Consider the following 23,137-nt stretch of genomic DNA (forward strand, 5'->3'; position numbering starts at 1 on the left):
CTTATTCCCCGGACTTAGGAAGAGCTGCCGCCCCAGAAGCCAAAGCCGAAGTTGTAGTTGCCGCAGCCGTTACCGCAGTAGTTGCCACCGCCGCCGTTGCCGCCACCGCTGTAGCCGCCGCCAGCGCTGTAGCCGCCGCCACCGTGACCGCTGCCGTTAACCTGGTCCAGGTCGAGGTCCGAGATCTCTTCCAGGAGCGTGATATCCTTAGCCATGGTTATCCTCCTTAATATTCCTGATCCGTTCAGGAATAGTATTATCGGTGTTTAGTTTGATGCTGAAGACATCAAACTATTCTCTGACTGGGTTCCAGGTGTTTGCTTTTCCACAGTATTCACCTGGAACCCACTACCCTTCCTTACGACGCACTAACGCCCCAAGAAAAGGAAGTTTGTAAAATCTGTTACTTATTTTCTGTAGCACTGTAAACATAGCTATTAGACACAGACTGCCAGAGCTATGTCATCAGAATTATGTGGGGATGCCGCGTGTGCTACAGGTGCCAAGCAACAAAAGCCTCACATCTCCATTGACTATGAACTTTCGTCGCGGGCTGCGACATATAGGGGTGGTGAGATATATCTTCTATTCTCATCATGCGGCAAGGTCATGGAACAAAAGTCCTTATCAGAGTCGGTTTTCTCTCTATTGAAATCGGTGACTCTACAGTAACAACTTGATAAACGTGTTTCAAGATGTAGTCTAGGGGTCAAAAATTTATCGTGCACTCTTTAAAATGGTAAATAATATTGATGTCAAGCATTTTAAACTTTATTCAAAACAATAATCATTACGAGTTTGAGCTGTAATTTCAAGGGATCGGGTTGGTTTACTCAGAAAATAAAGCACCTGGAAAGTATTTTATTATTTACAGTAACTTTTGTTTTTATATTAGAAAAATAATTTTGAAAAAGTTTTTGTAACGGTTTGGTATCATTTTTAAGATAACAAAACCATTAAAAATTCCCGAGAAATCTGAGTATTGTTGCTTAGAAATTTAAACTTTATGGGTGAAATATTATGCGGTTTGTAGAGAACTTGCCGCGCTGGTTTTTGAAGATGAACCAAACATTTTGGATGCTGTCGCCCAGGCAGCACGCCTGTACGACAGCATCCACGTTTTTCGGTTACGATACGGCTCAGGTTATTTACTCGTGCGCGCCGCTGCGCATATCCATAGCGACTTTCCCAAACCCCAGGGTCGACTATAAGGAATCGTCTATGCGGCTATTGGTGAGGTGTACTCCTTGTGGCTGCTTTTTTCTTCTTGGTAGTACAAATCCCGGTACCGACCTTCCACCGAGATCAACTCCGCATGGGAACCGACCTGCACCACGCATCCGTGTTCCATCACCACGATCTGCTGGGCATTGCGAATTGTCGAAAGCCTGTGCGCCACCACGACCTTCGTGCACTGATACTGTGCGATGAGTTCCGTCACCTGCCGCTCAGTCGCAGTATCGAGCGCACTGGTCGCCTCATCCAGCACTAAAATCCGTGGATACCGCAGCAGGGCGGTAGCAATCGCGATGCGTTGACGTTGACCACCCGAGAAATTTTCGCCCCCGTTGGCCATAATCGTGTCGAACCCCAGCGGTAGATCCTTCACAAAATCCAGGATGCCCATAGCGTAGATATTGGCTTCGATCTCCTCACGGCTGCGCCCGTCGTCCAGACCCGCCGTGAGGTTATCGTACAGGCTGCCCGTCCTGGTTTGCAGCTGCTGAGGCACATACCCAATGTGGGAGCGCAGAGCATCCAGCGAGTAATCACGAATATCGATTCCGCCCACACGAATAGCACCCGAAACCGGGGTGTACAGCGAGCACAGCAACATAGCAAGCGTGCTCTTACCAGACCCGGAGGAACCGACGATCGCGATGTCCTGCTCCTCCGGCACCGTTAGAGACACCTCCGAGAGGACCGGGGCCATACCACCCGGATACGTGAAACCGACATCCTCTAGCTCGATATCACTGTCAATCACATCCGTAACGGTTCCCTCATCCTGTTCGGGTTCATATCGCTGAATATCGGTAATACGAGCAACGGCACGATCCACCGCCGCGATATTCATAATGCCGAACATCACCGAAGAGATCGAGGAAAACAACAGCGCGGAAATGCCCTCGGTCGCAATAGCCTGTCCCAGGGTCAACGTTCCGTTATTGACCAGCGGCAACGAAGACAGCAATAGAATCAGCGGGCCACCCAGCTGCACCACGGCTGCGGCAGAACCCAACACACCTTGCTGCAGCACCATGCGACGGCGCATCGACGCCAACGACCGCAGATACGTCTCACGCCACTTACCAAAGGTCGAAGTCGCCGAACCGGTCATCTTCATCGTCGCCACGGTGTTAATGGCATCTAGCTCAATCACCTGAGTTTCAGAAGCATGCGAATATTCCGCATCAAGCGCCTGAGAGGTGGGACGCGCCGTTACAATCCAAATCACCGCCAGCACGGACAGAACCCCGCAGGTAATGAGCAAAACCACGCCGGACTGCTGGGCGATAAAGATAAGAATCACGATCATCGTGCCGATATTGATAACGAACTCGGTCAGGTTTGACGACAGGAAATCGCGCAGAATATTCACGCTTGCCAACCGGTAGAGAATATCCCCCGGCGAGCGGAGCGCAAAATACGTCAGCGGCAACTTGAGAAGTCTGGCAAAAAGATCCCCCAGAAGCTTATACCCGATAGACGAGACGATACTCGCCAACGTTGCGGCACGCGCAATCGATACCAGGTAATACCCTGCAATACCAGCAATGACACCGGCAGTGATGCCAACCACAACATTCTCTTCGCCCTTCAGCTGAGCATCCACCACATGCTGAATCACCATCGGCACCGCAAAGGTCACGCTATAGGTGATCGCAAGTAACAAGATGAAAAGCGCATACTGACCGAACATCTGCTTCGTAAAGAACGTATGGAACTGCCAGTCTTTGAAAACGTTCCGGGATTTTTTCTCGAAATCATCCCGTGGAGTCGGCACCAGCACGCTGCCGGAGAAGGAACTCTCAGCCTCCTCAAGACTAATCGTTCGCAAACCCTGCCCAGGATCCATAATCTGCACCCGGTCATGACGCATCCGCACCAGCACCACATAATGCGAATTATTCCAGTGCAGAATCACCGGCTTGCCGATATCCCGAAGTTGCTCCAACGAGCTTGCCCGATAGGCGCCGACCTCCATACCCTCGTCCGTGAGAAGGTTGCTCACCTGCAGGAGGTTCAGCCCTTCACGGCCAGGTTCCATAGACAGACGCAAGTCTGAGACCGTCTGATAGCGCCCATAATGCTGCAGAATGGAAGCACTCACGCCCAGACCGCACTCGGTCTGGGCGGTCTGCAAAACAGCAGGAAAAGCCATGACTTGATGCCCTATGCTTCAGTGGAATCGGGAATAATCGGAGTATACAACCGGGTGCCACCGATACGGCGAGACAGCCAAGACAGCACACCGGAGGTACCCACCATGTACGATGGGGTCAAAGAGTAGCGCACGGACTTATCCTCTAGGGTTTCCTGTAGCAGAGAGGTACTGTACCCGTTGGTTAGGATGTCCCGGATTTTTTCGGCATCAGGCAGATCGGGAACATGATTGACGACCCATTCGAGAATATCCAGAGTACCTAAATCACCGTGGCAATAGGTGAGGTTACGACCGGTCCCCTCATGCAGGGCATGGTGTACAGCACGCTCAAGATCAGCGCGGGTGGAAAGCCCGGGCATCCACACCTGTACCGCCGCCAAGGCTAGGGAAATACCGGCGGTACCATGGCACCACACACCGTTCCGACTACCCTGCCCGGAGATCTGTGATTCCCAGCTTTCCCCGTTATCGAATTCGCGCAGGCGCTCCAGTAGAATATTGACCGCGTGCTGGGCACGTTCCGAGGAAGGCATCTGCCTATTCCACCGGCTCAACGCGAAGATGGAGGCGCTGATACCGTGGGCGAACCCGCTATGAGACCACCATTCCTCCTCGACACGACCCGCGATGATGTCTTGGGCGTGCCGATCCAGTACGCCCAGCAGCGCTTCCCGGTCATCCGCGAGGTCGTATCCCAGCAGCAAGGCTGCCGCACCTACCTGCCCGGTGAGATAATCCGGACTCGGATGCTCTGCCTGCGCCAAACGCTCAGCAATCCGGTTCCCCAACACAGCAGCGGCTTCCTTCAAGCGGGGATCATTCAAACACTCGGCAGCACCGGCAAGCGCAAAAGCAATACCGGGTTCGCCCATGAAGGCTGTATCACGCATCTCGTCAGGCAGTTCAAACGACATATCTTCCGAGAAGACAACGTCTGCTATCGGATCGAACACACGATACGCTGCTTGAGCATATTCCTCATTTTCTAGAGTATGTGCTGCTTGCGCCAAGGATAATGCAGGACCAATGGAACCGCTATAAAGATCCAGCCCCAATACAGCAGTATCCCAGGCTCCGGTATGTTGCTGCTGAGTACCCGGAACAGGCGCTGCCCATGTCCAAGGGCTTTCTTCAGCAAGCCCAGGATACAAACGAATTGCCAAATAATCGGCGACCGTGGAACTAAAATCTCGCTCACTTTGTAAATTGTCCCGCCCCCGCCACGCATCCGCAGGTTGTGAAACTAGAGTATTAGCCGGATATGGGGACACGAAAGCATTCCAAATTTGATTCAGCTGGTCCTCTAAATCCGCCTCATTCATATCGGTAATGTGACTCAGGGTCTCTTCAAGAGCATTTTTTTGAACACTCACTCCAGTTGCAGCAGTTTCATGAGGAGAGAGGATATCAGACAAGTCTGTCCGGTGTGTGAAGAAAGGAACGTCTAACCGCGAGAGCGACTCAGCCTCAGCGATAATGATTTTCAACGGGCGGTTGGGGGCAAAAGCAGCAGTTCGGAATATAATGGTTTTGAAAACATCCTGAGAAGCAAGCGCCTCGGGGCTGCCCAACATCCGTACCAGCTGACTGTAATACATGGTTGGCTGCAGGACGGCACGAAGTATTATTCCTGTGCATTCGGCGCGGACAGCTTCCAAGACGGTATAGCGGTTTTCACAAATCCACCGATACATCTGAGCAAATCCGCGGGCAAAGAAATAAGCTCGAGCTGCGTGTAAATTACGTTGCTGCTCTAGCTCATCAGATCCCGCTTCACTCGTGTTACCAGTATCTTCAGGGACTGATTCCCGTACAAATCGAACCACAGCATCATCTCTAAAAGGGCGTTCAACACTCATCCCAGCAAACGGGTTAACGCCCTGTTCACCTTGAATAAAACCGATATCTACATACCCTTGGGAGGGATCACTTCGCATGAGGCGAGTAGGAAGTAATGCGCTAGTTGATATCCCCCGAAGTTTATACAAAAAAGCGCTATCAGCAGGAATAACTGGATCGTCGTCAGCTGCTGTATGAATTGGATGAAGCATAGTTTCAAGATCAACAGGAACAGGTCCCTCTGATAGAGGGACAAGGTTCTCTTCATGCATGTCCTTAGTCTGAAGCGCATACAGTAAGGCCGCAAGTCGACCGGAAGACTCCAGGAAATCCTCTGATGAGAAATCGACTTCTTCCCGTTCGATAAATTCCATGAACCCGTACCCATTACCGACCGCTACCCGGGCGGCACGCATAGCGGGGGCACCATACTCAGCGAGCTTCTGGATGATGTTGTAATATGCTTGCTCACCTTCGATACTGCGGGGCTTATACACTACAGTTCCTTGCTGGAATACCAGCACGCAGCCGGTACGCCCACCATTATGATGGTCGCCAGCTAGCACAAGAGACTCTAGCTTCAGAGGGTCATCATCTGTGACACCGAGAAGTTTTCGTATATCACTCTCATGAGTTTGGACCCGCTCAAAAATCTCCGACACTGCTATGTAAAACTGATCTACGATCGTCGTATGAACATGCTGAAGGAGCGGATAAATGGCATAAAAGTCGTCCTGAAAATCTTCATACCAGCGACGACAATAGTCTTCATACCGTTCTTCAGGGGTTTCTCCGTGTAAAAGTCCTTGCGCAGAGATTTTTTTGACATGAGCTACCAGTGGGCGTAGATAGAAATTGAGCAGTCGCCCCCTGAGAGCACCCATAAGCTGTTCAGTGAGACCATCGATGTGTTTTGCGTTAGCATAGGCAAATTTTTGAACGATCTGACACATATGCTCGTCCTCATGCGCCATCAAGTTCATGAATAGGGCATGGAACATAAAAGACTCAGAAACCGACCCCAGCGTCATAGACGCTGGAGTCGGTAACAGTACGATAGGCTCAGGCCTTGAGGTAGTCTCCAATTCCTCCAATAGGGAAGTATTCAATATATTTGATACTAATTGCTGAAATTGATTATCATCCAGCTCAGGAAGAAATTTCCTGACTAACACCCATATTCTCCTTTACCCACCGACTTCGCTTAAGATGCTCACCAAAGTATGACGCTTTTCTTATAACTATATATAGTAAAAACTATATAAAAATAAACAGCAACAATGACAACAACTTGCACAAAGTTACATTACTGACACACGGACATGCACTCCACTGTGACAGTACATACGCGACCTCGATTACCGATTACCTTGCTATACCATCCAGGGAAAGCAGTACCACCATTTACCTGAGAGAGATCCTGTTCAGATATTTCTTCCAACAGAGTTATATCCTGAGGCATTGTAAATCTTCCTTTCTTTCGTCAAAAATAGCTATGATTCACATTTCACAAACTAACTAAAAAACGCGATATATGCTCTCCAATGCGTGCCAGAAACCGAAATCTATATTATCCACACCACCACTAATCTGAGCAATCTCCTGCCCAGCAAGCTCCTCCAAAAGAACAGTATCCTTATCCATAAAAACTCCTCCAGAATTCCTTAAAATTTTTAGGGCAATATGTCCTTCACATGTAAGCATCATTAATTTTACAAAACTAGGTACACGTGAACAACATTTATACAGCCCTCCTAGCTTGCCAATCCACTCTAGAAGCTTCACACAGCTCCAAAGCTTACTGACAATTTAAACCTAACAAACCCGGAAGCACACAGTCAAGAATAACAACCACTTAAAGTAATTTAAGATTATATAAATAAATAATTATTTTAAATCTATTTTTTGGGTAAAATATACCAGTCGCCAATCAAAACTTCTATTCAGCTTGGCATACCAAGGCAGAACTGTAAATTCAAAAGGAAACTTTCAAAATTTAATGTCGTTATTTATACACCTAGAATTGAACACGATGCACAGGGTAAGGGGATACAAATATTTTTAAAAAATTTTCCTACACAACCTACAGGCCTAAATTTATACATTTATTCTAAATTTATTTAAGTCAGTGAACTAAATTAAGTTTATTTTATATGAGAGTATTAATTTACTTGAGTGTCATCGAAGCAAAAATAAGCCTCGCGCGATGGAGAATACCCGGTGACATAAGCCCAGAGATTTGCGGAACGCCTCGGAGAGTACTCACCAGCACTTGATCTGAGGACTATACGTTCGATGACGACACAGTAGCGGTTAATTTAACGATTGAGCTGCTTATCACTCTTGACAAGCTCCCCACTAGGTGATTTCCTAGTCGGGACTATCAGAGAGTATCCCTTGAGGGTGCGGATGATCTAGTGGTTACCTCTGCCACTATACAAGTGAAGGTTTGTACGGTGGGGTATGGTTTTAGAATCCACCTTTACAGGCAGGTAAAGAGCCTTTATTCTCCGTGTCTTGGGCAGGGTAGAGTTTCTTCACCTTCAAACCTCCACATTATTCTACGTCCCCTTAGCATGTTTGGGGTAGTAATCCGTAAATATTTTGACTAGAAACAACTCAAATAAATAACTGTTTCAACGTTGTGTTTATACCAATAACTTCAAGGCGCGACGAGCCGCTTGCAGCCCACACATACCATGAACCCCAGCTCCAGGAGGCGTAGACGCCGAACAAAGATACACGCCCGAAACCCCCGTCGCATAGGGATCTGCGGAAAATATTGGGCGCGCTAGTAACTGACGCATATCTGTGGCACCACCAATAATGTCACCACCTACATAATTTTCGTTATAACCCTCCAGCGTCTCAGTAGAATACGAGACTGAATCGACAATAATGTCACGAAATCCCGGCGCATAACGCTCAATCTGCCGCACAATATGTTCAGTAACATCATATGGGTATCCTTGAGGAACATGCGCATAAGCCCACACAGGATGGTGCTCACCATCAGAGCGGCTAGGATCCGCCAAATACTGTTGCCCGACAAGCACAAAAGGACACTCATATAGGTTCCCTTTCACCGCCTGCTTTTCTGTAGCAGCAATCTGCGAAAGCGTACCGCCCAAATGCACCGTGCCTGCCTGACGGGCAGCTTTATGAGTCCACGGGATATGGCCCCTAATCACAAAATCTACCTTAAACGCCCCCGGCCCAAAACGGTATGCCTGATACGCACGACGCTGCCTCTTCGGTAACCGATCCTTCAAAATCTCCGCTGCAGCATGTGGTGAGGTATCCAGCATAATGATATCGAATCCTGTAAGTTGTTCTATTGAGGTAATACGGGTATTGCAGGTAATTTCTCCACCATATGAAGACAGCTCAGCTACCATCGCATCAGCTATCGCTCCACTGCCTCCAACGGCAACAGGCCAACCGGTAGCATGAGCAGCAGCTGTAAGCATCATCCCTACTGCAGAACTCATGGGAGTATCAAGCCGCGTGATTGCATGCGCAGCTATGCCACCAAAAAGGGCGCGGGTAGCAGGTTCACGCCAACGATATGCCGATAATTGAGCAGGAAGAACCGCATTAATACCAAACGAAAGAGTCACTAAAGGATGTTTGGGAATATTCAAGACGGGTCCCAGAAGATCCTGCGCTATCTTGTTAAAGTTGCGTGCTAAAGGACCAAATGTTGCTTTCCAGATCTTCCCATCACGTCTCAAACCTGCCGCAGTACGATCAATGTCGCGGTACAACACACCGATACGATCCTCATCTACAGGATGGGCTAAATCCACCTCAGGCAACGCGAAACGAAGCCCATAACGGCGCAAGTCAACATTGGTGAAGAACGGGCTAACTGATGTAAAAGGGTGGACTGCAGAGCACATGTCATGAATAACCCCTGAACGTAATTGCTCATGGCTACGCATACCGCCACCTGGAGTACTAGATGCCTCAAACACATGTGCCTTGACACCTTGTTGAGCCAATGTAATCGCGGCAGCTAACCCATTTGGACCACTACCGACTATTGCTGCTTCCATGTCACCTTACTTCCAAGATTTATCTCTTATACACGCTGCCCTACAGACATGTCTTACAAAAAGCTAAATGAAAAGAATAGATTAATAAAAAGCTCCCAGACCAAGCGTTTAAGCCGCTGAGAGTGAACAAGTCCTAATTATGCTTTCGTAATATTTTAAAGGTCAACCATGAGGGTAGTTCATACAGGACCCCTCCCCCGAGGTATATAGTAAAACTGGCTCTTCTACCTGTGTAGATTTACGACGGAACAAACAAACACCGATAACATCTGTAGATAGAGATTATCACCTATCTCACCATATCAGCATTTACCCCTCCACAGTCCTATCCTCAAAAACCTGTTATACCTTCACAAGAGTCATACCGAAGAAGTCTTAGGGGAAGATTTCAGGGTATCCCCACAAACCATCGGCCACACATTAGTTAAACTTGACAAAAACTATCAACTATTCTATAAACTACCACACCTTCCCATCCACACGATTTACTAAAGACCTGTGAAACCACGCCCACCGTAGATAGGGCACCTAGAGCATCGCCAGATATGTCTGTACAACAATAAACACCACCCTAGGGATCCAACCAATCATCAGGTTATTTACGCCTTAGAAGATGTTACAGGTGATGACCGATTGGTGCCGAGTGCGTGTCAAGATGCCTCCGCCTATCGATATCACAAGCTGGACAAATTCCTAGAATCCAGATAAAGATATGAGATAGCTAATTCCATTAGGGATTAGAGCCCATTACTACACTTGGGAGAAACACTCGGAGAGCAGCTCTACTAAGACCGAGAAAGATCTCCATTGGCAGAGCACTAACCGCTGATCAGTAATGGAAAGGGTCGTCTGCCCGCAAATTCACTCACAAAAGTACCGAACCTAACCTCATTATCAAAGAGTTTTCTCGGCGGAACGTGGCTAATCTTCTGGCTTAGAATGCTCATGAATAATCACCGACCTTTTGTAAATCGTCAGATATAAATTCATATACAAAAAGTTTCTTTGAGCTAGCTATATCGACAAATTTCTAAACCCTACATTCTGAGATTCGATAAAATATCTGTAGCATGCGCAACAGAAAAATATAATAATACAGTCTCATATATTCAAAGTTATGAAAACATTGTATACCACAGCGGGGGATACGCTAGATTCAATAAACTTTATCCAACAATCCTACCAAAAATCGAAATACTTATCATTCATCTTTTCAATCCCGATCCCACAACACCAACTATTTATAGAATTTACACAAAAATAATATAAATTAAATATTTAAATCAGATATTAAATCTTGAAGTGATTGAAGCACAAACGGATAGTAGAAACCAGTACTACCTCCCCAAGATTTTTTAGACAAAGAATACGCAGGCATTTCTTTAGATATAACAATATTATCTCGTTTTGATATTAAATTATTTAATTTATCCTCAATAATATTATTATCTCCAGGAAATGCGCGAGCTATTGAAACAGGTAACCTAGTCAGTTGAATAGCCATCTGCATAGGTGTATTTGTAAATCCAGAGGCCAATTGCATAATTGTATTAATCGACGCAGGAAATATCGCTACCACATCCGTATATTTCTCAAGACCTTCATGCACCTGAATAGGATAATCGCTACCCCAAGAGTCTATCCATGCCTTACCATCCGTTAAAGATTTTAGCGCATCAATAGATACAAACCTACATGCTGATTCTGTCACTGAAGCAGTAACAATCAAATCATGATAAATCCTCCTAGACCAATTAATCCAATATGGTACCAAAGCAGCATTAACCGAACCGGTAATGTGGAGATGTATCCTATGAAAATCTAGAGATATTTTTTCGTCCATTATCGCACCTCATGAACCTCAGAAAAAAATTTTGGTTCAAAAGAAAAGCTACTACTATCCTGTTTATCACGAGTTGAAGTCGCAATAAGAAACTGGTAGTTTATTGAATCCGTATTTTGCAACCGAGAATTAAGAATAGAAGACACCATTAAATAACTCTCACTACTCTTTATAAAATCAAAAGTTGCACCGTACGATACCATATTTACAATCGAACTTGCTAAATCAAAATTCGCTTTTACATACCTACTATTTGGATTCCAGATGGTAGATAATAAGGTAGAATCATTAGAAGATATCATCTCTTCCCATGTACCCCATTGACCCTCATCATTCTGTTTTGTCCTAGTCCTGTATAAGATATGATGATTTGAAGTTCCTGGGGTAGGTGCAAAAAACCTCCACTGCGGTATATCCCAACCTGGCGAAAAATGATTTATAGGGGGAACCAAGGTATCTGGCGTGTTTTGAAATACAGTAAGTGTTATATGGTGGACCAAAACCCCATAAATTAGAGAATCAAAAAAATTACTTTTCAAGAACGTTCCTAACTTCACGCGCTAATTCCCAGGCAAATTCAGGATGCCCGATAATAGAGTAATGTGTGCTCTTATCAATTAAACTAAACGGAATACCAAAATCTTCCGCTAATTTCTTTTGTTGTGTCCTTCGTTCAAAGGAACTAATAATTGAAACAGCTACCTGTTGTTGCATGAGAATAGATTTTAAAGAATCTACCCTAATATTAAAATATTCACTTAAAGTAATAAATATTTCTTTAGGGTTAGCTTCAAAAAGCCTTACTGATTCCTGAATGTCCGGGCGATAGCTTGTCCTTCGAGCATATTTATCGATTCCCCACCACTGGAATCCAAAAAATCCAGCCATTGCTTTCTGAAAACACATCTGCATAAATTCTCCCTTTTGTTCAGAATCATTACGATATGCTTCAAAAAGATCCGGCTCAGTCCCATCAACAAGAATTATTTTCTCTGTCCTACTCTTAATATACGGACTATTTTCCACAGCAGTACATCCTGCCAACGCTCCTATAGAGTGACAAACAAAAATAATCCTGATATCATTGCCAACTTTCTCCTTAACAATTTTTTCAAGGGCTCCACAATTCGACAAGTTTGTTGATGTAAAACCGTGTTTAGGCCTATTATAAAATAATAAATTATAACTGCCCTTCAGAAATAGTTTTACATAATCCCATGACTCTAAAGGGGTTCCCAAGCCATTTTCAAAGACTATTAAAATATTTGAGTTTTCATTTAAGTCAAGGTTATATTCAATGGTATTACCGTCATTATCCTTTAGGAACTCATTCCCATTCAGACCAGTCCTTCGCTTATACTCATTCCTGTACCTATTAACAGTAGAAGCTATCGAAACGGACAGAACTGCTGAAGTTAGCTTAATTACTGACTTATTTAGATTATTCATTATTCTTACCCTTGATGATATACTCAACCGCAGCGTGGGCACCCATAAACCCCCAAAAGAACCTTGGAAGACCCATAGTTAAGGCAACTCCGAAATGAAACCCTTTTACCGCATGTAACAGGATTGGAACATATTTTTCAGGAAATATATATATAAGAGGGAAGGCCGATTCCCAGAGAATAGTCCCCCATGTCAGATATTTCATAACAGTCGGGTATTTCTTAAGCCTTACTGCGATTGGAGAAGAACCATACGCCTGTGTACTAAGAATTTCCTCAAGGGCAGTTCCACGTAACCACTTGCTTGATACTGCTTTTGCGATTCCAGGTACCAAATAAGATAGACAAGTTTGTGCATTTACAGATTTCAGAAAAAGATCATTTGCCTTATCATCATCTTTGATAAAAGATGTAACAAATCGATAGCTAAGTATTAATGCTCCCATTTGATCTGCACCATCCCGCCCATAATGGTTCCTGATGGAAAGTAACTTGTTATTACCCAGAACAAGTCCAGACCCTAATGCCTGAAGCAATTTCTTATCTTGTCCAGACAGTATTAGAACACATCCAGCTATATTAATGAAAGAACAATATGAGACAGTTTTGGGGGAATCGATCATTTCTACTACTTTGTGCAGTATGGAATCTTTCCTCGATCGACTTAGTTTAAGGTGCAAATTCCCCCTCAGATAACTATCATCCTGATATATACTCCTGTTAGTCAGAGTCTCCAAACTATTTAAAACTTGGCTCACAGCAACAGGAGCCAAAGAGCGGTAAACATAGTTACCTTTTGTCCTGAGGGGGAAGATGCCCATACGATTTCCTTTCTATAAATTATTCTCTTAGCAAACCAAGCAGATGGTGCTGCCAGCAACGGCCATTTCTGCTACAGCATATACCCCAGCAGGAGTGGTCATTGACGGCTGAGCACTATTCATTGCGTAATCAGCAGCACCCGGGGTAGTGTCAATTTCAATTGAATTCGCGAGATCCGAAACGTTCATCATCATTCCTTTGTTTGAACTTATTCCAGAATCATAACGATTCTGAAACTTCTTACAGAGACAGAAGAACTGGCTCTTTGTTAACTCTAACGACTCCTATGGATAAATTTCAACCTTATATTTTACAAAATATAATGTGCCTTTAATACTAAAAATTTTATTTAGAAAGTAATGGGTGTTCTTCTATTGTTGTCTCTGAGTCAGAAGATCAGTCTGCGTTACTTCCCACCAGTTGTTTCTTATCCACTGTGATCAAGTCAGCTCTAACTCTCAGTAGCCTTGGAGCGTAGCATGTTCTCAGGTTTTGGAGAACCAATAATCCAGCTCGTGATATCGGTGCGCGAAAGCGTCATGATGAGTCCGACATCGGGTTGCTGATCACCAGCGGTGTTAGATAATTTGGTGGTTCATGTCGCTCTAGTGGTGTTTACTGCCACACAAACGCATTTGGCGGTGCGCTAGTGATAGGTTGTATATAGGTGCCGTCTACAGTGATGGTCCTAAGAAGGATTAATGGGAAGACACGGTTGGTTGCAGAATCTTCAAGGGTGCTGTCTTGAGCCTCACTAATGTGTGTATGATGGTAAATTGGGGCGTTCCGAAGTCTTTCTCGGCATGATTCTGGTGCAAGTATAGTAGAGTAGGCTTGGAGGCTTTATTCACGGTGGGTCTGAGGAGGTAAGATTCGTTGTTTTTTATATCGGGGTATCCACTCATAAATCACCCTCACTTAATGCACAAAATTCATAAAACGCAGAAGCCCAGTGAGCAAAAATCCAACCACAGAATGTAAAACAGGGGTATAGAGCTACTAGCTACTCCCAACGCACACACCTAGTCCGAGGTTCTAACTATATAAGGATGAAACTACCTGTACTCTGCTCACTCGCTATCTTCTAGAGCTTCCTACAAAGCCCTACCCAAACACCACCCGGACCGTCGAGTAGCCCGAGATCGGGTAGGTGGCGTTCTCGGTGGCGGGTGCATCCGACTCGTCACCAGGAACAATACTCTTGGTTGCCTTCAGCAGCTCCTCCATGAGCAGGCGCAGCTCCAAGCGGGCCAGCGGCGCACCCGGGCAGACGTGAATACCGTCGCCATACACCAGGTTGCGGGACTGGTCACGATGCGGGTTATAGGTGAGCGCATCCTCGAACGCGTCCTCATCACGGTTGGCACTTGACCAGTTGATCGTCACCCGCGAATTCGCCGGAATGGTACGCCCGCCCAGCACGGTATCTTCGGTAGTCACGCGGCGGTTCGTCACCAGCGGGTCTTCAAGACGCATAATCTCCTCAACTGCGGCGGCGATCTCCGCATGCCCCTCCCCTAGTGACTCACGAAGTCGAGCCTGCTCCTGCGGGTTGCGCGCCAAAAAGTTTACGATAATCCCGGCGCACGCCGAAACGGTCGAAAGCTCCCCCACCGTCCAGTTGCGGATCAGGCTCACAATCTCTTCATCGGTCATAGTGCGGGGCTCTTGATCGGGCAGCTGCACGGTGTCGGTCAGCAGCTCGGCGGTCACATCCTGCGGGTTCCCGGCGGCAGCCTGCTCGCGGCGCGCATCCAGAAGCTCACGAATATAGGTGTCAAACTCAAGGGCGACCTTGCCGATCTGTTCGCGGTCGCGGCGCAGCGTAGCCTCGCGGTTCTTCTCAATCCACTCGATCAGCGGCTTCTCAAGGCTCGCGGGCCAGCCCATGAACGCATTCTGAATACGCATCGCATAAGCCTGCGCGAACCCATCCATCACATTAACCTCGGTGCCGCGCGGCAAATCAGCCACCAGGTTCTTGACGACCTCACGGATTTTCGGCTCAAACTCCCTCAGGCGTTCGGAGGTGAAGTATTTGTCGTTCACGGCACGGAACGTTGTGTGTTCAGGCGCATCCATACCGTTTGGCACGGCGATGTGCCTAGTCGAGACGACATTCGAGTAAATGTCGGGATGATCGAGCACATGCTGCACATCGGCATTCTTGAACACGGAGTAGCCCATGAACTCGTCGTGCGCTACGGGGCAGCGGCGGCGCATCTCGTCATAAGCGGCCACCTGGTTCTTCTGAACCTTCTCGCTGCGCAAATCCCAATCATTTTTTACGTTGTCTGCCACGACTTTCTGCCTTCTAGAAGTCACAGGTATGCGGGTGCCGTCAAGTATGCGCGACCGTGCGTTATCCGTGGAGTCGGCAGCGGGAATATCGCGCGACGGCACCACAACCGAAGGATAGTTATAACATCTTTGACACTATCACTTAACCCGCGCCCTCGCAGGATAGGAATGCCTTTGCTGAATGGGTCTGTAAAGCCTAGAACTATCGCCGGTTTACTCCCGTAAGACGGTCATATACCGCACGTTTGCAGATTTAACATATGCGTACAGTAAAGTTAGAAATGCTCTTTCTGCAGGGTAATCCCACAGCCACTTTGCGAAGAATATCCTGTGGAGATTCTCGGGGCGGAAAGGCGGTGGGATACGATGTCTTTCTACGACTACGTAGAAACGGCCCAAGCGCTCTTGGTAAGTTTTGCCCTTACCGATGGAGCTGCTCAGGCCGTCTCGTACATCATGAGCTTTGCTTCAAGCCTCATTAAGCTTCTGAAGTAGTGCTCTACCTACCAGGAAGGCTCAGTAGTTGCCGCTGCTGAGTCTTCCGCTGTACGCAGGTAACTTTGCGAAGATATGTTAAGACTAACACAAGCATTCTCCATCAATAACATCACCCTGAATAGGACATATGACTGATCTGAACCCCGTAGAAGAATACGAAGAGCTATTTGATATTGAGGCTCTGCGTAAAGCCCGTGCCGAAGATGATGGTTATCGCATCTCTCTTGAAGACTTTCTAAAACAGAATCCGCAAACCGCATCCAGGGGTCTTATTCTTCCGTGAGCAGGTGGTTTTTGGTACGAGCAGGTCGGAAAATCCTACCTGCTCGCGTCCTAGCGAAGCCTCGTCTACCGAGTAGCCGCAAACGGATAGGCGGCGCCTGAGATAACGCCCGCCTCCACGTCTTCCAGGGTTTTGCCGCGGGTCTCGGGCAGGTTACGCCACATGAGCACGGCGATCAGCACGTTCACCACCATGAACCCGAAGAAGGAGCCGGTCAGCCCCAGCGCCCCCAAAATGACCGGAAATACGAGGGAAAGCAGGCCGTTCATCATCCAGCCGCAAAATGCGGAAAGACCCATGCCAACCGCGCGTACCCGAAGCGGGAACAGCTCGCTCATCAGCACCCATGTCGAAACATTCAGGCAGGTCTGCATCGACCCCACGAACCCGACCACAAGCGCCAGAATAATATAGGGACGCGCGGGGCTGCCTTCCGGCAGGAGCATAGATGCTACCCCGATCAGCAGGTGGAAAAAAGCGGTCAGCGAATACCCAGCGATCACCATAGTGCGGCGGTTCACGCGCTCCATCATGCGCAGCGAAAAGATTGAGCCGACCACGGCGATAGCGCCCGGGGCAATATTCGCAATGAGAGCCGAACCTTCGTCAAACCCGGCCTCTTTGAGCACTTTAATGCCGTAGTACATGATCGAGTTGATGCCGGTGAGCTGCTGCCCGGCACCCACCAAAATACCGACCAATAGAATCCGCACAAACCATTTTTCACGCAGGATTTTACCCGTGCTGCTCCTAGCCTTCGCACCGATTTGGGTGCGCGTTTCCTCAAGTGAACGCGCGATGTCTGCAATTTCGGCATCGGCACGTTCGGCGGGGCGGATGCGCCGCATAATGGCGCGCGCATCCTCGGTGCGCCCCTGTGCGATAAGCCAGCGGGGGGATTCGGGCATGCGGAGCATACCGATGAAAAGCGCGAGCGCAGGCAAGGCGCAGACGGCGAACATCCACCGCCATACGCTGTCGTGTTCGCCCCAGAGGTTGCCGATGATGGCATTCACGATGAACGCTGCGAGCTGCCCGCCGACGACCATGAGTTCGTTGCGCCCGGAGAGTGAGCCGCGAATTTCGTAGGGTGCAAGTTCGGCGAGGAATACAGGCACGACCGCGGATGCGCCTCCCACAGCGAGCCCAAGCATCGTACGGCCCATCAACAGTACAGCAATGCTGGGGGTGAAGACGCATGCGAGCGCGCCCGCGATGAAGAGGATTGAGAGTCCGATGATGGTTCTGCGCCGTCCGAGAGCATCTGAAATGCGCCCGGTGATCATGGCTCCGAGGGCGGCAGCAAAGGCGAGGGAGCCTGTGACCCAGCCTTGAATGGTGTTGTCCATGCCGAGTTCGCGGCTCATGGGGTCGAGGGCACCGTTGATAACGCCGGTGTCGTACCCGAAGAGAAGCCCGCCGAAGGTTGCCACCAGCGCGATAACGCCTAGGCGGCGGGTGTGCGCGCCCTGCCCGAGCGGGGGTAGTGCACTGGCGCGGTTCGGCGGCTCGGTGGTGATGCTCATGCGGGTATTTTTGTCTTTCATGAAGGGTCTTGTACGGCACAGGTTGAGAGACCGCACAGTCTTTAAACGCTTGCTGGCTTGGGTATATTCCCGATTAGTTATATTTCCAGCTGGCTATATTTGCAGTGGCGAAGGAGATTGTTAGAAAAGCGCGATGCTTTCGGGCGCTGGAAAAATCTCGTTGAGCCGCACCAGTTCGTCATCGTTGAAACGCACGCTTGCGGCCTGCGCGTTTGCGTGTACTTGTTCGGGGGTGGTTGCCCCGGCAATCACGCTAGCGACGGGGTTCTGCTGTTTGAGCCAAGAGATGGAGGCTTGAACCTCAGAGATCCCCAGATCGGCACAAAATTCGTGGTAGGCATCGAGTTGTTCCCAGTCGGCTTGCGCAAGTACCTGCGCTTTGGAATGCGACAGACGTGACCCTGCAGGGATACTGTCGCGGCGGTATTTTCCGGTCAAAAGCCCATTGGCAAGCGGGAAATACGGGAGAACCCCGAGCCCGAAGTGGCGGGCGGCGGGAAGAATTTCGAGTTCGGCACGGCGGTCAAGCAGGTTGTAGTGGTTTTCGGCGGCGATAAACCGCTCAGTGCCGAGTTCGCGGGCGAGATGCTCGGCGTGGGCAAGCTGCCACCCCGCAAAGTTGGAGTGCCCCAGGTAACGAACCTTTCCGCTGGTCACGAGCGTATCGAGAGCAGATAGGGTCTCTTCCAGCGGGGTGTTCGGGTCGGGGCTGTGGTAGAAATACAGGTCAATGTACTCGGTTCCCAGGCGGCGCAGTGAACCTTCGACGGCACGCATGATGTATCGGCGTGAGCCGCGCGCATCCCAGTCGTTGCCGTTGAGGGTACCGGTGGGAAGCCCGAATTTGGTGACGATGATCAGGTCATCACGGTTGAGGTTAAGTTCGCGCATCGCGGTACCGAACATGGTTTCTGACAGCCCGGGTTCGGCGCCGTACAGGTCGGCAATATCGAAGAAGCCGATGCCCGCCTCGACTGCGGCGGCGATCACGGCGTTGGTGCCTTCCTGAGTTTGAGTGGGGGTGCCGGGGCGTCCCAGATTGTTGCAGCCGATACCGACGGAGGGCACGACCAGCCCGGAGTTACCCAGGCGTGCATATGCGGGAGATTCGATGCGTTCCATACGTTTACTCTACCGTGTTTGACAGTGTATGGTCGCAACATGACGTTCACGGCGCTCTGCAATTCCCTAGAGTAAGACCGGAAGCAGATAAAGAAGGGCCCCGACATATGCGCATATCCTGTGAACCTGCAGATTCACGGGTAGAGGCGGTCGGGGGACTCTTGCATACAGTTTACACGACATGTTTTCTCAGAACAGTACCCGGTTTTTCCTTGTAGAATGCCTTCTCCCTCTCGCCGCGTCACCCCCTCTGTAATCTTCGCGAGCAGATAACATTCCGCTATCTGCTCGCGGCTGAACTTGCGGCCAAATCAGGTGGAGGGTTCAATCCGCCGATCCGAACTGCCGCGAACCCGTATGACGTAATGTTTCGCCGCATCCCGCAATATTAAGCGGTTGTGACCGCTCGACGACATGTGCTGACATATTCTTGCTGGCACCGCGCATCCTGCCTAGAATGGGAACGTTATCTATCCAGAGCGACCGAGAGATCTGGCTCTTAGACGTCGCAGCAACCTCGCCAGCCTCCACCCCATGGGGTGGACGGACAAGGTGCTCCCGCCAGAACCGATAGAAGTGAATTCCCTTCGCGTCTTGCTAAGATTTGGCGTACCTTCGGGCACGCTTCTATCGGGTGAACACGGAGGAATGAAAATGACGACAGTTCACCCGGCTCTTTCTTACGAGCTGTATCCACCACGGTCGCACGCAAGCTGCGATTCCCTGCTCAAAACCATTGCCGAGCTTGAGCAAACCAACCCGGATTACGTTTCCGTCACCTATTCGGGCGATGCTCAACGCCGCCAAAAGACGTTGGCTCTGCTCGATCACTTGGTGCATGAAACATCGCTGAACCCGCTGGCGCATCTAATCTGCGTGGGGCATTCCGTGGCCGATTTGGAACGCTCGGTTCGTCTGATTCTGGGGCTTGGTGTGCGCGGGTTCTTGGCACTGCGCGGCGATATTCCACCCGAAAACACGCGCCCGCTTGAGCTGCCTTTTGCCCGCTACCTGGTGGAGCTGATTCGCAGGGTGGAACGTGAGGATTTCGCGCATCTTGCTGCGGGGAAGGTGTCGATTGGGGTTGCGGCGTACCCGCATAAGCACCCCGAATCTTCCTCGCTTCTTCAAGACATTGAGATTCTGCTTTCAAAACAGCGTGCCGGGGCGGATTTCGCCATCACCCAGGTTTTCTTTGAGACCGAGCGCTATTCGGGGCTTGTGGATGCCGCGCGCCTTGCCGGGGTTGAGATGCCCATTATCCCTGGTATTATGCCCGTTACCTCGCTGACCCGGCTGACGAAGCTGTGCGAGCTTGCCGGGCTTGAAGTGCCGCGCGAGCTGGCGCATCGTCTGGAAACCGCGAGCGATCCGCGCGAGCTGCACCGCATCGGCGTGGAACATGCACTCGACCAATGTCGCAAGGTGCTTGATGCTGGCGCCCCCGGCCTGCATTTCTACACGTTTAACGAGCATGAGGCTGTGCTGGACGTCCTCGAAGAACTCGACGTTCCGCGCTACTCGAACCGTTTCAAACTCCCCCTGAGCGATCTTCAATACCTCTAAACTCCCCTTTTATTTGACACCCTCCCACAGTAAGGAACTAGGATGACCCGCACCCCATTCCCCGCAGCAACCATCGTCGGTTACCCCCGCGTGGGCCGTTTCCGCGAGCTGAAGAAGGCACAGGAAGCGTTCTGGAAAGGCAAAATCACGCAGGATGAACTGCGCCAGGCGGCCGCAGATGTGCAGCGCACCTACTATGACCGTGTGATCGAGCGCGGTCTTAGCGCCACCGATTCGTCTATTCCGGCGACTTTCTCGTACTACGATCAGGTGCTCGATGCCGTGCGCCTTTTCACCCTCGTACCCAAGCGTCTTGCCGACGCCAAGGATGCGCGCGGCCTGCTCGATCTGCCCGGGTACTTTGCTCTAGCGCGCGGCACCGAGACGCTGCCTCCATTGGAGATGACGAAATGGTTCGATACGAACTACCACTACCTAGTGCCCGAGATCGGTCCGGATACCGAGATCAAGCTGAATTTTGAGGCTATCGACGAGCAGCTTGAAGTCGCCAAGGAGCACGGGGTGACAGTGCGCCCGCAGCTGGTCGGCCCGCTCACCCTGCTTCTCGGGGCAAAAGCCGAACAGGGTTCGCCCGAAGGGTTCACACCGCTGGATCGCCTGGACGATTTCGTGAAAGCCTACCAGCAGGTGCTCGCCGAGCTTGCGGCACGCGGCGTGCAGTGGGTGCAGCTCGACGAACCCGGCCTAACCGTGGACCGCGATATTCCCAACGCCAAAATCGCCGAATTGACGCGTAAAACTTACAGCGCGTTGGCAGCCGAAACGAACCGCCCCGCAATCCTGGTGACAAGCCCCTACGGCAACCTGCGCGAGAACCTGCCCGCCCTGTTAGACACCGGTATTGAGGCGCTGCATCTCGACCTGGTTTCCACGCTCTACGATGCCGAGGCGCTGACCGCCTTCAAAGATTCCGGCGTCACCCTGGTGGCGGGTGCCATTAACGGGCGCAATATTTGGCGTGCCGACCTGCGAGCGCTCCTGCACGCACTCCAGAACATTAACGGCGGTGCGGTGGCGGTTGCATCCTCAACCTCGCTGCAGCATGTGCCGCACGATCTCGACCTTGAAGACCCCGCCGATGTGCCCGTAGACGGTCTGGCTTTTGCCGACCAGAAAGTCGCTGAGATCGTGACTCTTGCCCGCGGTCTTGCCGACGGTGAGTCTGCGGTTGAAGCAGAGTTGAAGACCGCCGACGAAGCGCTGGCACGTTTCACAGCGGATCCGCGTAAGCATAATGCCGCAATCCGTGAGCGTGCCACATCCGTGAAACCGCAGGATTTTGAGCGTCCCGAACTGAAAATCCGCCGGGATGCCCAGGCTGACCTGAATCTGCCGAAGCTGCCGACCACGACCATTGGTTCGTTCCCGCAGACCGGCGATATTCGCCGCCACCGTGCAGAGGCGCGTGCCGGTAAAATCACGCAGCAGCAGCTTGACGAGTTCCTGCGTGAAGAGATCGCCTCCGTTATTAAACTCCAGGAAGATTTGGGTCTGGATGTGCTCGTGCACGGCGAGGCCGAACGTAACGACATGGTGCAGTACTTCGCCGAGAATTTCGATGGTTTCGCCACGACGAAGCACGGCTGGGTGCAGTCCTACGGTTCGCGTTGCACCCGCCCGTCGGTGCTGTTCGGCGATGTGAAACGCTCGGGTGAAGGGCTGCGCGGCGAAGCCGTGACCGTGCCCTGGATCTCCTACGCCCAGTCCCTCACCGACCGTCCCGTCAAGGGCATGCTAACCGGCCCGGTGACTATTCTGGCCTGGTCGTTCGTGCGTGATGACCAGCCGCGCGAGGAAACCGCGAATCAGGTGGCATTGGCGCTCGCCGACGAAATCGCCGATTTGGAAGAAGCGGGCATACGCATCATTCAGGTGGATGAACCGGCACTGCGTGAGCTTCTGCCACTGCGCCGCGATGAGCAGCCCGCGTACCTGAAGTGGTCGGTAAACGCGTTCCGCCTGGCGACGAGCGCGGTCGAGGACAAAACTCAGGTTCACACCCACCTGTGTTACTCGGAATTCAACGAGATTATTGATTCGATTAATGCCCTGAATGCGGATGTGACCAGTATTGAGGCGGCGCGCTCGCATATGGAGCTGTTGGCAGATATTCCCGAAAGCTATGTTTCGGGGCTGGGCCCGGGCGTGTGGGATATTCACTCGCCGCGTGTGCCTTCGCAGGCCGAAGTTGAGGAGCTGATCCGTGCCGCGATTGGGTACGGAACCATCTCTGACCTGTGGGTTAACCCGGATTGCGGTTTGAAGACTCGTGACTACGAGGAGACGAAGAGGACACTGGAGAATGTGGTGGCCGCCACGAAGAAGGTTCGGGCAAGCCTGTAGTCTCTGGCGCGGAGCCTCTCCCCTACCCCTATAAAGTGCCTTAATTACAGGCTTAAAC

Annotated in this window: 18 protein-coding genes and 1 riboswitch; of the genes, 4 read left to right on the forward strand and 14 right to left on the reverse strand. The window is 50.2% G+C overall.

The features are described 5' to 3' along the window. Positions 1 to 14: 14 nt before the first annotated feature. From HMPREF2554_RS09025 to HMPREF2554_RS09055, 12 genes are all read right to left on the reverse strand, one after another. A complete protein-coding gene (locus HMPREF2554_RS09025) occupies positions 15 to 215 on the reverse strand; it encodes a hypothetical protein (protein ID WP_013398297.1) in 201 nt (66 codons plus the stop codon). Between the two features lie 1,004 nt (positions 216 to 1,219). Beyond that, positions 1,220 to 3,385, reverse strand: a complete 2,166-nt coding sequence (locus tag HMPREF2554_RS09030; protein WP_013398295.1) for a peptidase domain-containing ABC transporter — start codon at positions 3,383 to 3,385, stop codon at positions 1,220 to 1,222. Positions 3,386 to 3,396: 11 nt separating this feature from the next. Continuing rightward, positions 3,397 to 6,336: a type 2 lanthipeptide synthetase LanM gene (lanM, locus tag HMPREF2554_RS09035; RefSeq protein WP_246826047.1), complete on the reverse strand. Its 2,940-nt coding sequence runs from the start codon at positions 6,334 to 6,336 to the stop codon at positions 3,397 to 3,399. A gap of 197 nt (positions 6,337 to 6,533) precedes the next feature. Continuing rightward, a complete protein-coding gene (locus HMPREF2554_RS12020; protein WP_080556864.1) occupies positions 6,534 to 6,689 on the reverse strand; it encodes a plantaricin C family lantibiotic in 156 nt (51 codons plus the stop codon). Between the two features lie 56 nt (positions 6,690 to 6,745). Continuing rightward, a complete protein-coding gene (locus tag HMPREF2554_RS11910; protein ID WP_256388022.1) occupies positions 6,746 to 6,871 on the reverse strand; it encodes a hypothetical protein in 126 nt (41 codons plus the stop codon). A gap of 1,004 nt (positions 6,872 to 7,875) precedes the next feature. Then, positions 7,876 to 9,285, reverse strand: a complete 1,410-nt coding sequence (locus HMPREF2554_RS09040; protein WP_013398292.1) for a phytoene desaturase family protein — start codon at positions 9,283 to 9,285, stop codon at positions 7,876 to 7,878. A 1,270-nt stretch (positions 9,286 to 10,555) separates the two neighbouring features. Next, positions 10,556 to 11,128, reverse strand: a complete 573-nt coding sequence (locus HMPREF2554_RS11325) for a flavoprotein (protein WP_013398291.1) — start codon at positions 11,126 to 11,128, stop codon at positions 10,556 to 10,558. Beyond that, positions 11,128 to 11,667 (reverse strand): hypothetical protein, encoded by a 540-nt coding sequence (locus HMPREF2554_RS11465; RefSeq protein ID WP_141744383.1) that lies wholly within the window; start codon positions 11,665 to 11,667, stop codon positions 11,128 to 11,130. Before HMPREF2554_RS11465 ends, HMPREF2554_RS11325 begins: the two co-directional genes overlap by 1 nt. Beyond that, a complete protein-coding gene (locus tag HMPREF2554_RS09045) occupies positions 11,657 to 12,577 on the reverse strand; it encodes an alpha/beta hydrolase (protein WP_013398290.1) in 921 nt (306 codons plus the stop codon). The genes HMPREF2554_RS11465 and HMPREF2554_RS09045 overlap by 11 nt, the downstream gene beginning before the upstream one ends. Then, the gene (locus HMPREF2554_RS09050; RefSeq protein WP_141744384.1) at positions 12,570 to 13,199 is read right to left on the reverse strand and encodes a hypothetical protein; all 630 of its coding nucleotides are present in this window, start codon (positions 13,197 to 13,199) and stop codon (positions 12,570 to 12,572) included. The genes HMPREF2554_RS09045 and HMPREF2554_RS09050 overlap by 8 nt, the downstream gene beginning before the upstream one ends. Before the next feature lie 225 nt (positions 13,200 to 13,424). Next, positions 13,425 to 13,592: a cypemycin family RiPP gene (locus tag HMPREF2554_RS12025; RefSeq protein ID WP_141744385.1), complete on the reverse strand. Its 168-nt coding sequence runs from the start codon at positions 13,590 to 13,592 to the stop codon at positions 13,425 to 13,427. A gap of 910 nt (positions 13,593 to 14,502) precedes the next feature. Further along, positions 14,503 to 15,699, reverse strand: coding sequence for a cytochrome P450 (locus HMPREF2554_RS09055; protein WP_041321662.1), 1,197 nt, complete (start codon positions 15,697 to 15,699; stop codon positions 14,503 to 14,505). A 330-nt stretch (positions 15,700 to 16,029) separates the two neighbouring features. Here HMPREF2554_RS09055 and HMPREF2554_RS09060 point away from each other — a divergent pair, with 330 nt between their 5' ends. Both HMPREF2554_RS09060 and HMPREF2554_RS09065 read left to right on the forward strand, forming a co-directional pair. Then, complete coding sequence (locus HMPREF2554_RS09060) at positions 16,030 to 16,194, forward strand: hypothetical protein (RefSeq protein WP_013398286.1); 165 nt, start codon at positions 16,030 to 16,032, stop codon at positions 16,192 to 16,194. Positions 16,195 to 16,324: 130 nt separating this feature from the next. Beyond that, the gene (locus tag HMPREF2554_RS09065; RefSeq protein ID WP_013398285.1) at positions 16,325 to 16,480 is read left to right on the forward strand and encodes a hypothetical protein; all 156 of its coding nucleotides are present in this window, start codon (positions 16,325 to 16,327) and stop codon (positions 16,478 to 16,480) included. Positions 16,481 to 16,545: 65 nt separating this feature from the next. Here HMPREF2554_RS09065 and HMPREF2554_RS09070 read toward each other — a convergent pair whose 3' ends face one another. Beyond that, on the reverse strand, positions 16,546 to 18,027 hold the full coding sequence (locus HMPREF2554_RS09070) for a sugar porter family MFS transporter (protein WP_013398284.1): 1,482 nt from the start codon (positions 18,025 to 18,027) through the stop codon (positions 16,546 to 16,548). Positions 18,028 to 18,147: 120 nt separating this feature from the next. Further along, the gene (locus HMPREF2554_RS09075) at positions 18,148 to 19,149 is read right to left on the reverse strand and encodes an aldo/keto reductase (RefSeq protein ID WP_013398283.1); all 1,002 of its coding nucleotides are present in this window, start codon (positions 19,147 to 19,149) and stop codon (positions 18,148 to 18,150) included. 467 nt (positions 19,150 to 19,616) lie between these two features. Then, positions 19,617 to 19,726: riboswitch (SAM riboswitch) on the forward strand. A gap of 77 nt (positions 19,727 to 19,803) precedes the next feature. Here HMPREF2554_RS09075 and HMPREF2554_RS09080 point away from each other — a divergent pair. Together HMPREF2554_RS09080 and metE are read left to right on the forward strand one after the other, a co-directional pair. Then, positions 19,804 to 20,715, forward strand: coding sequence for a methylenetetrahydrofolate reductase (locus tag HMPREF2554_RS09080; protein WP_070554855.1), 912 nt, complete (start codon positions 19,804 to 19,806; stop codon positions 20,713 to 20,715). A 42-nt stretch (positions 20,716 to 20,757) separates the two neighbouring features. Then, positions 20,758 to 23,079 (forward strand): 5-methyltetrahydropteroyltriglutamate--homocysteine S-methyltransferase, encoded by a 2,322-nt coding sequence (gene metE, locus HMPREF2554_RS09085; RefSeq protein ID WP_070554857.1) that lies wholly within the window; start codon positions 20,758 to 20,760, stop codon positions 23,077 to 23,079. Positions 23,080 to 23,137 lie beyond the last annotated feature (58 nt).

The organism is Rothia sp. HMSC071F11, from assembly GCF_001809115.1.
In the GTDB taxonomy this organism is placed as follows: domain Bacteria; phylum Actinomycetota; class Actinomycetes; order Actinomycetales; family Micrococcaceae; genus Rothia; species Rothia dentocariosa.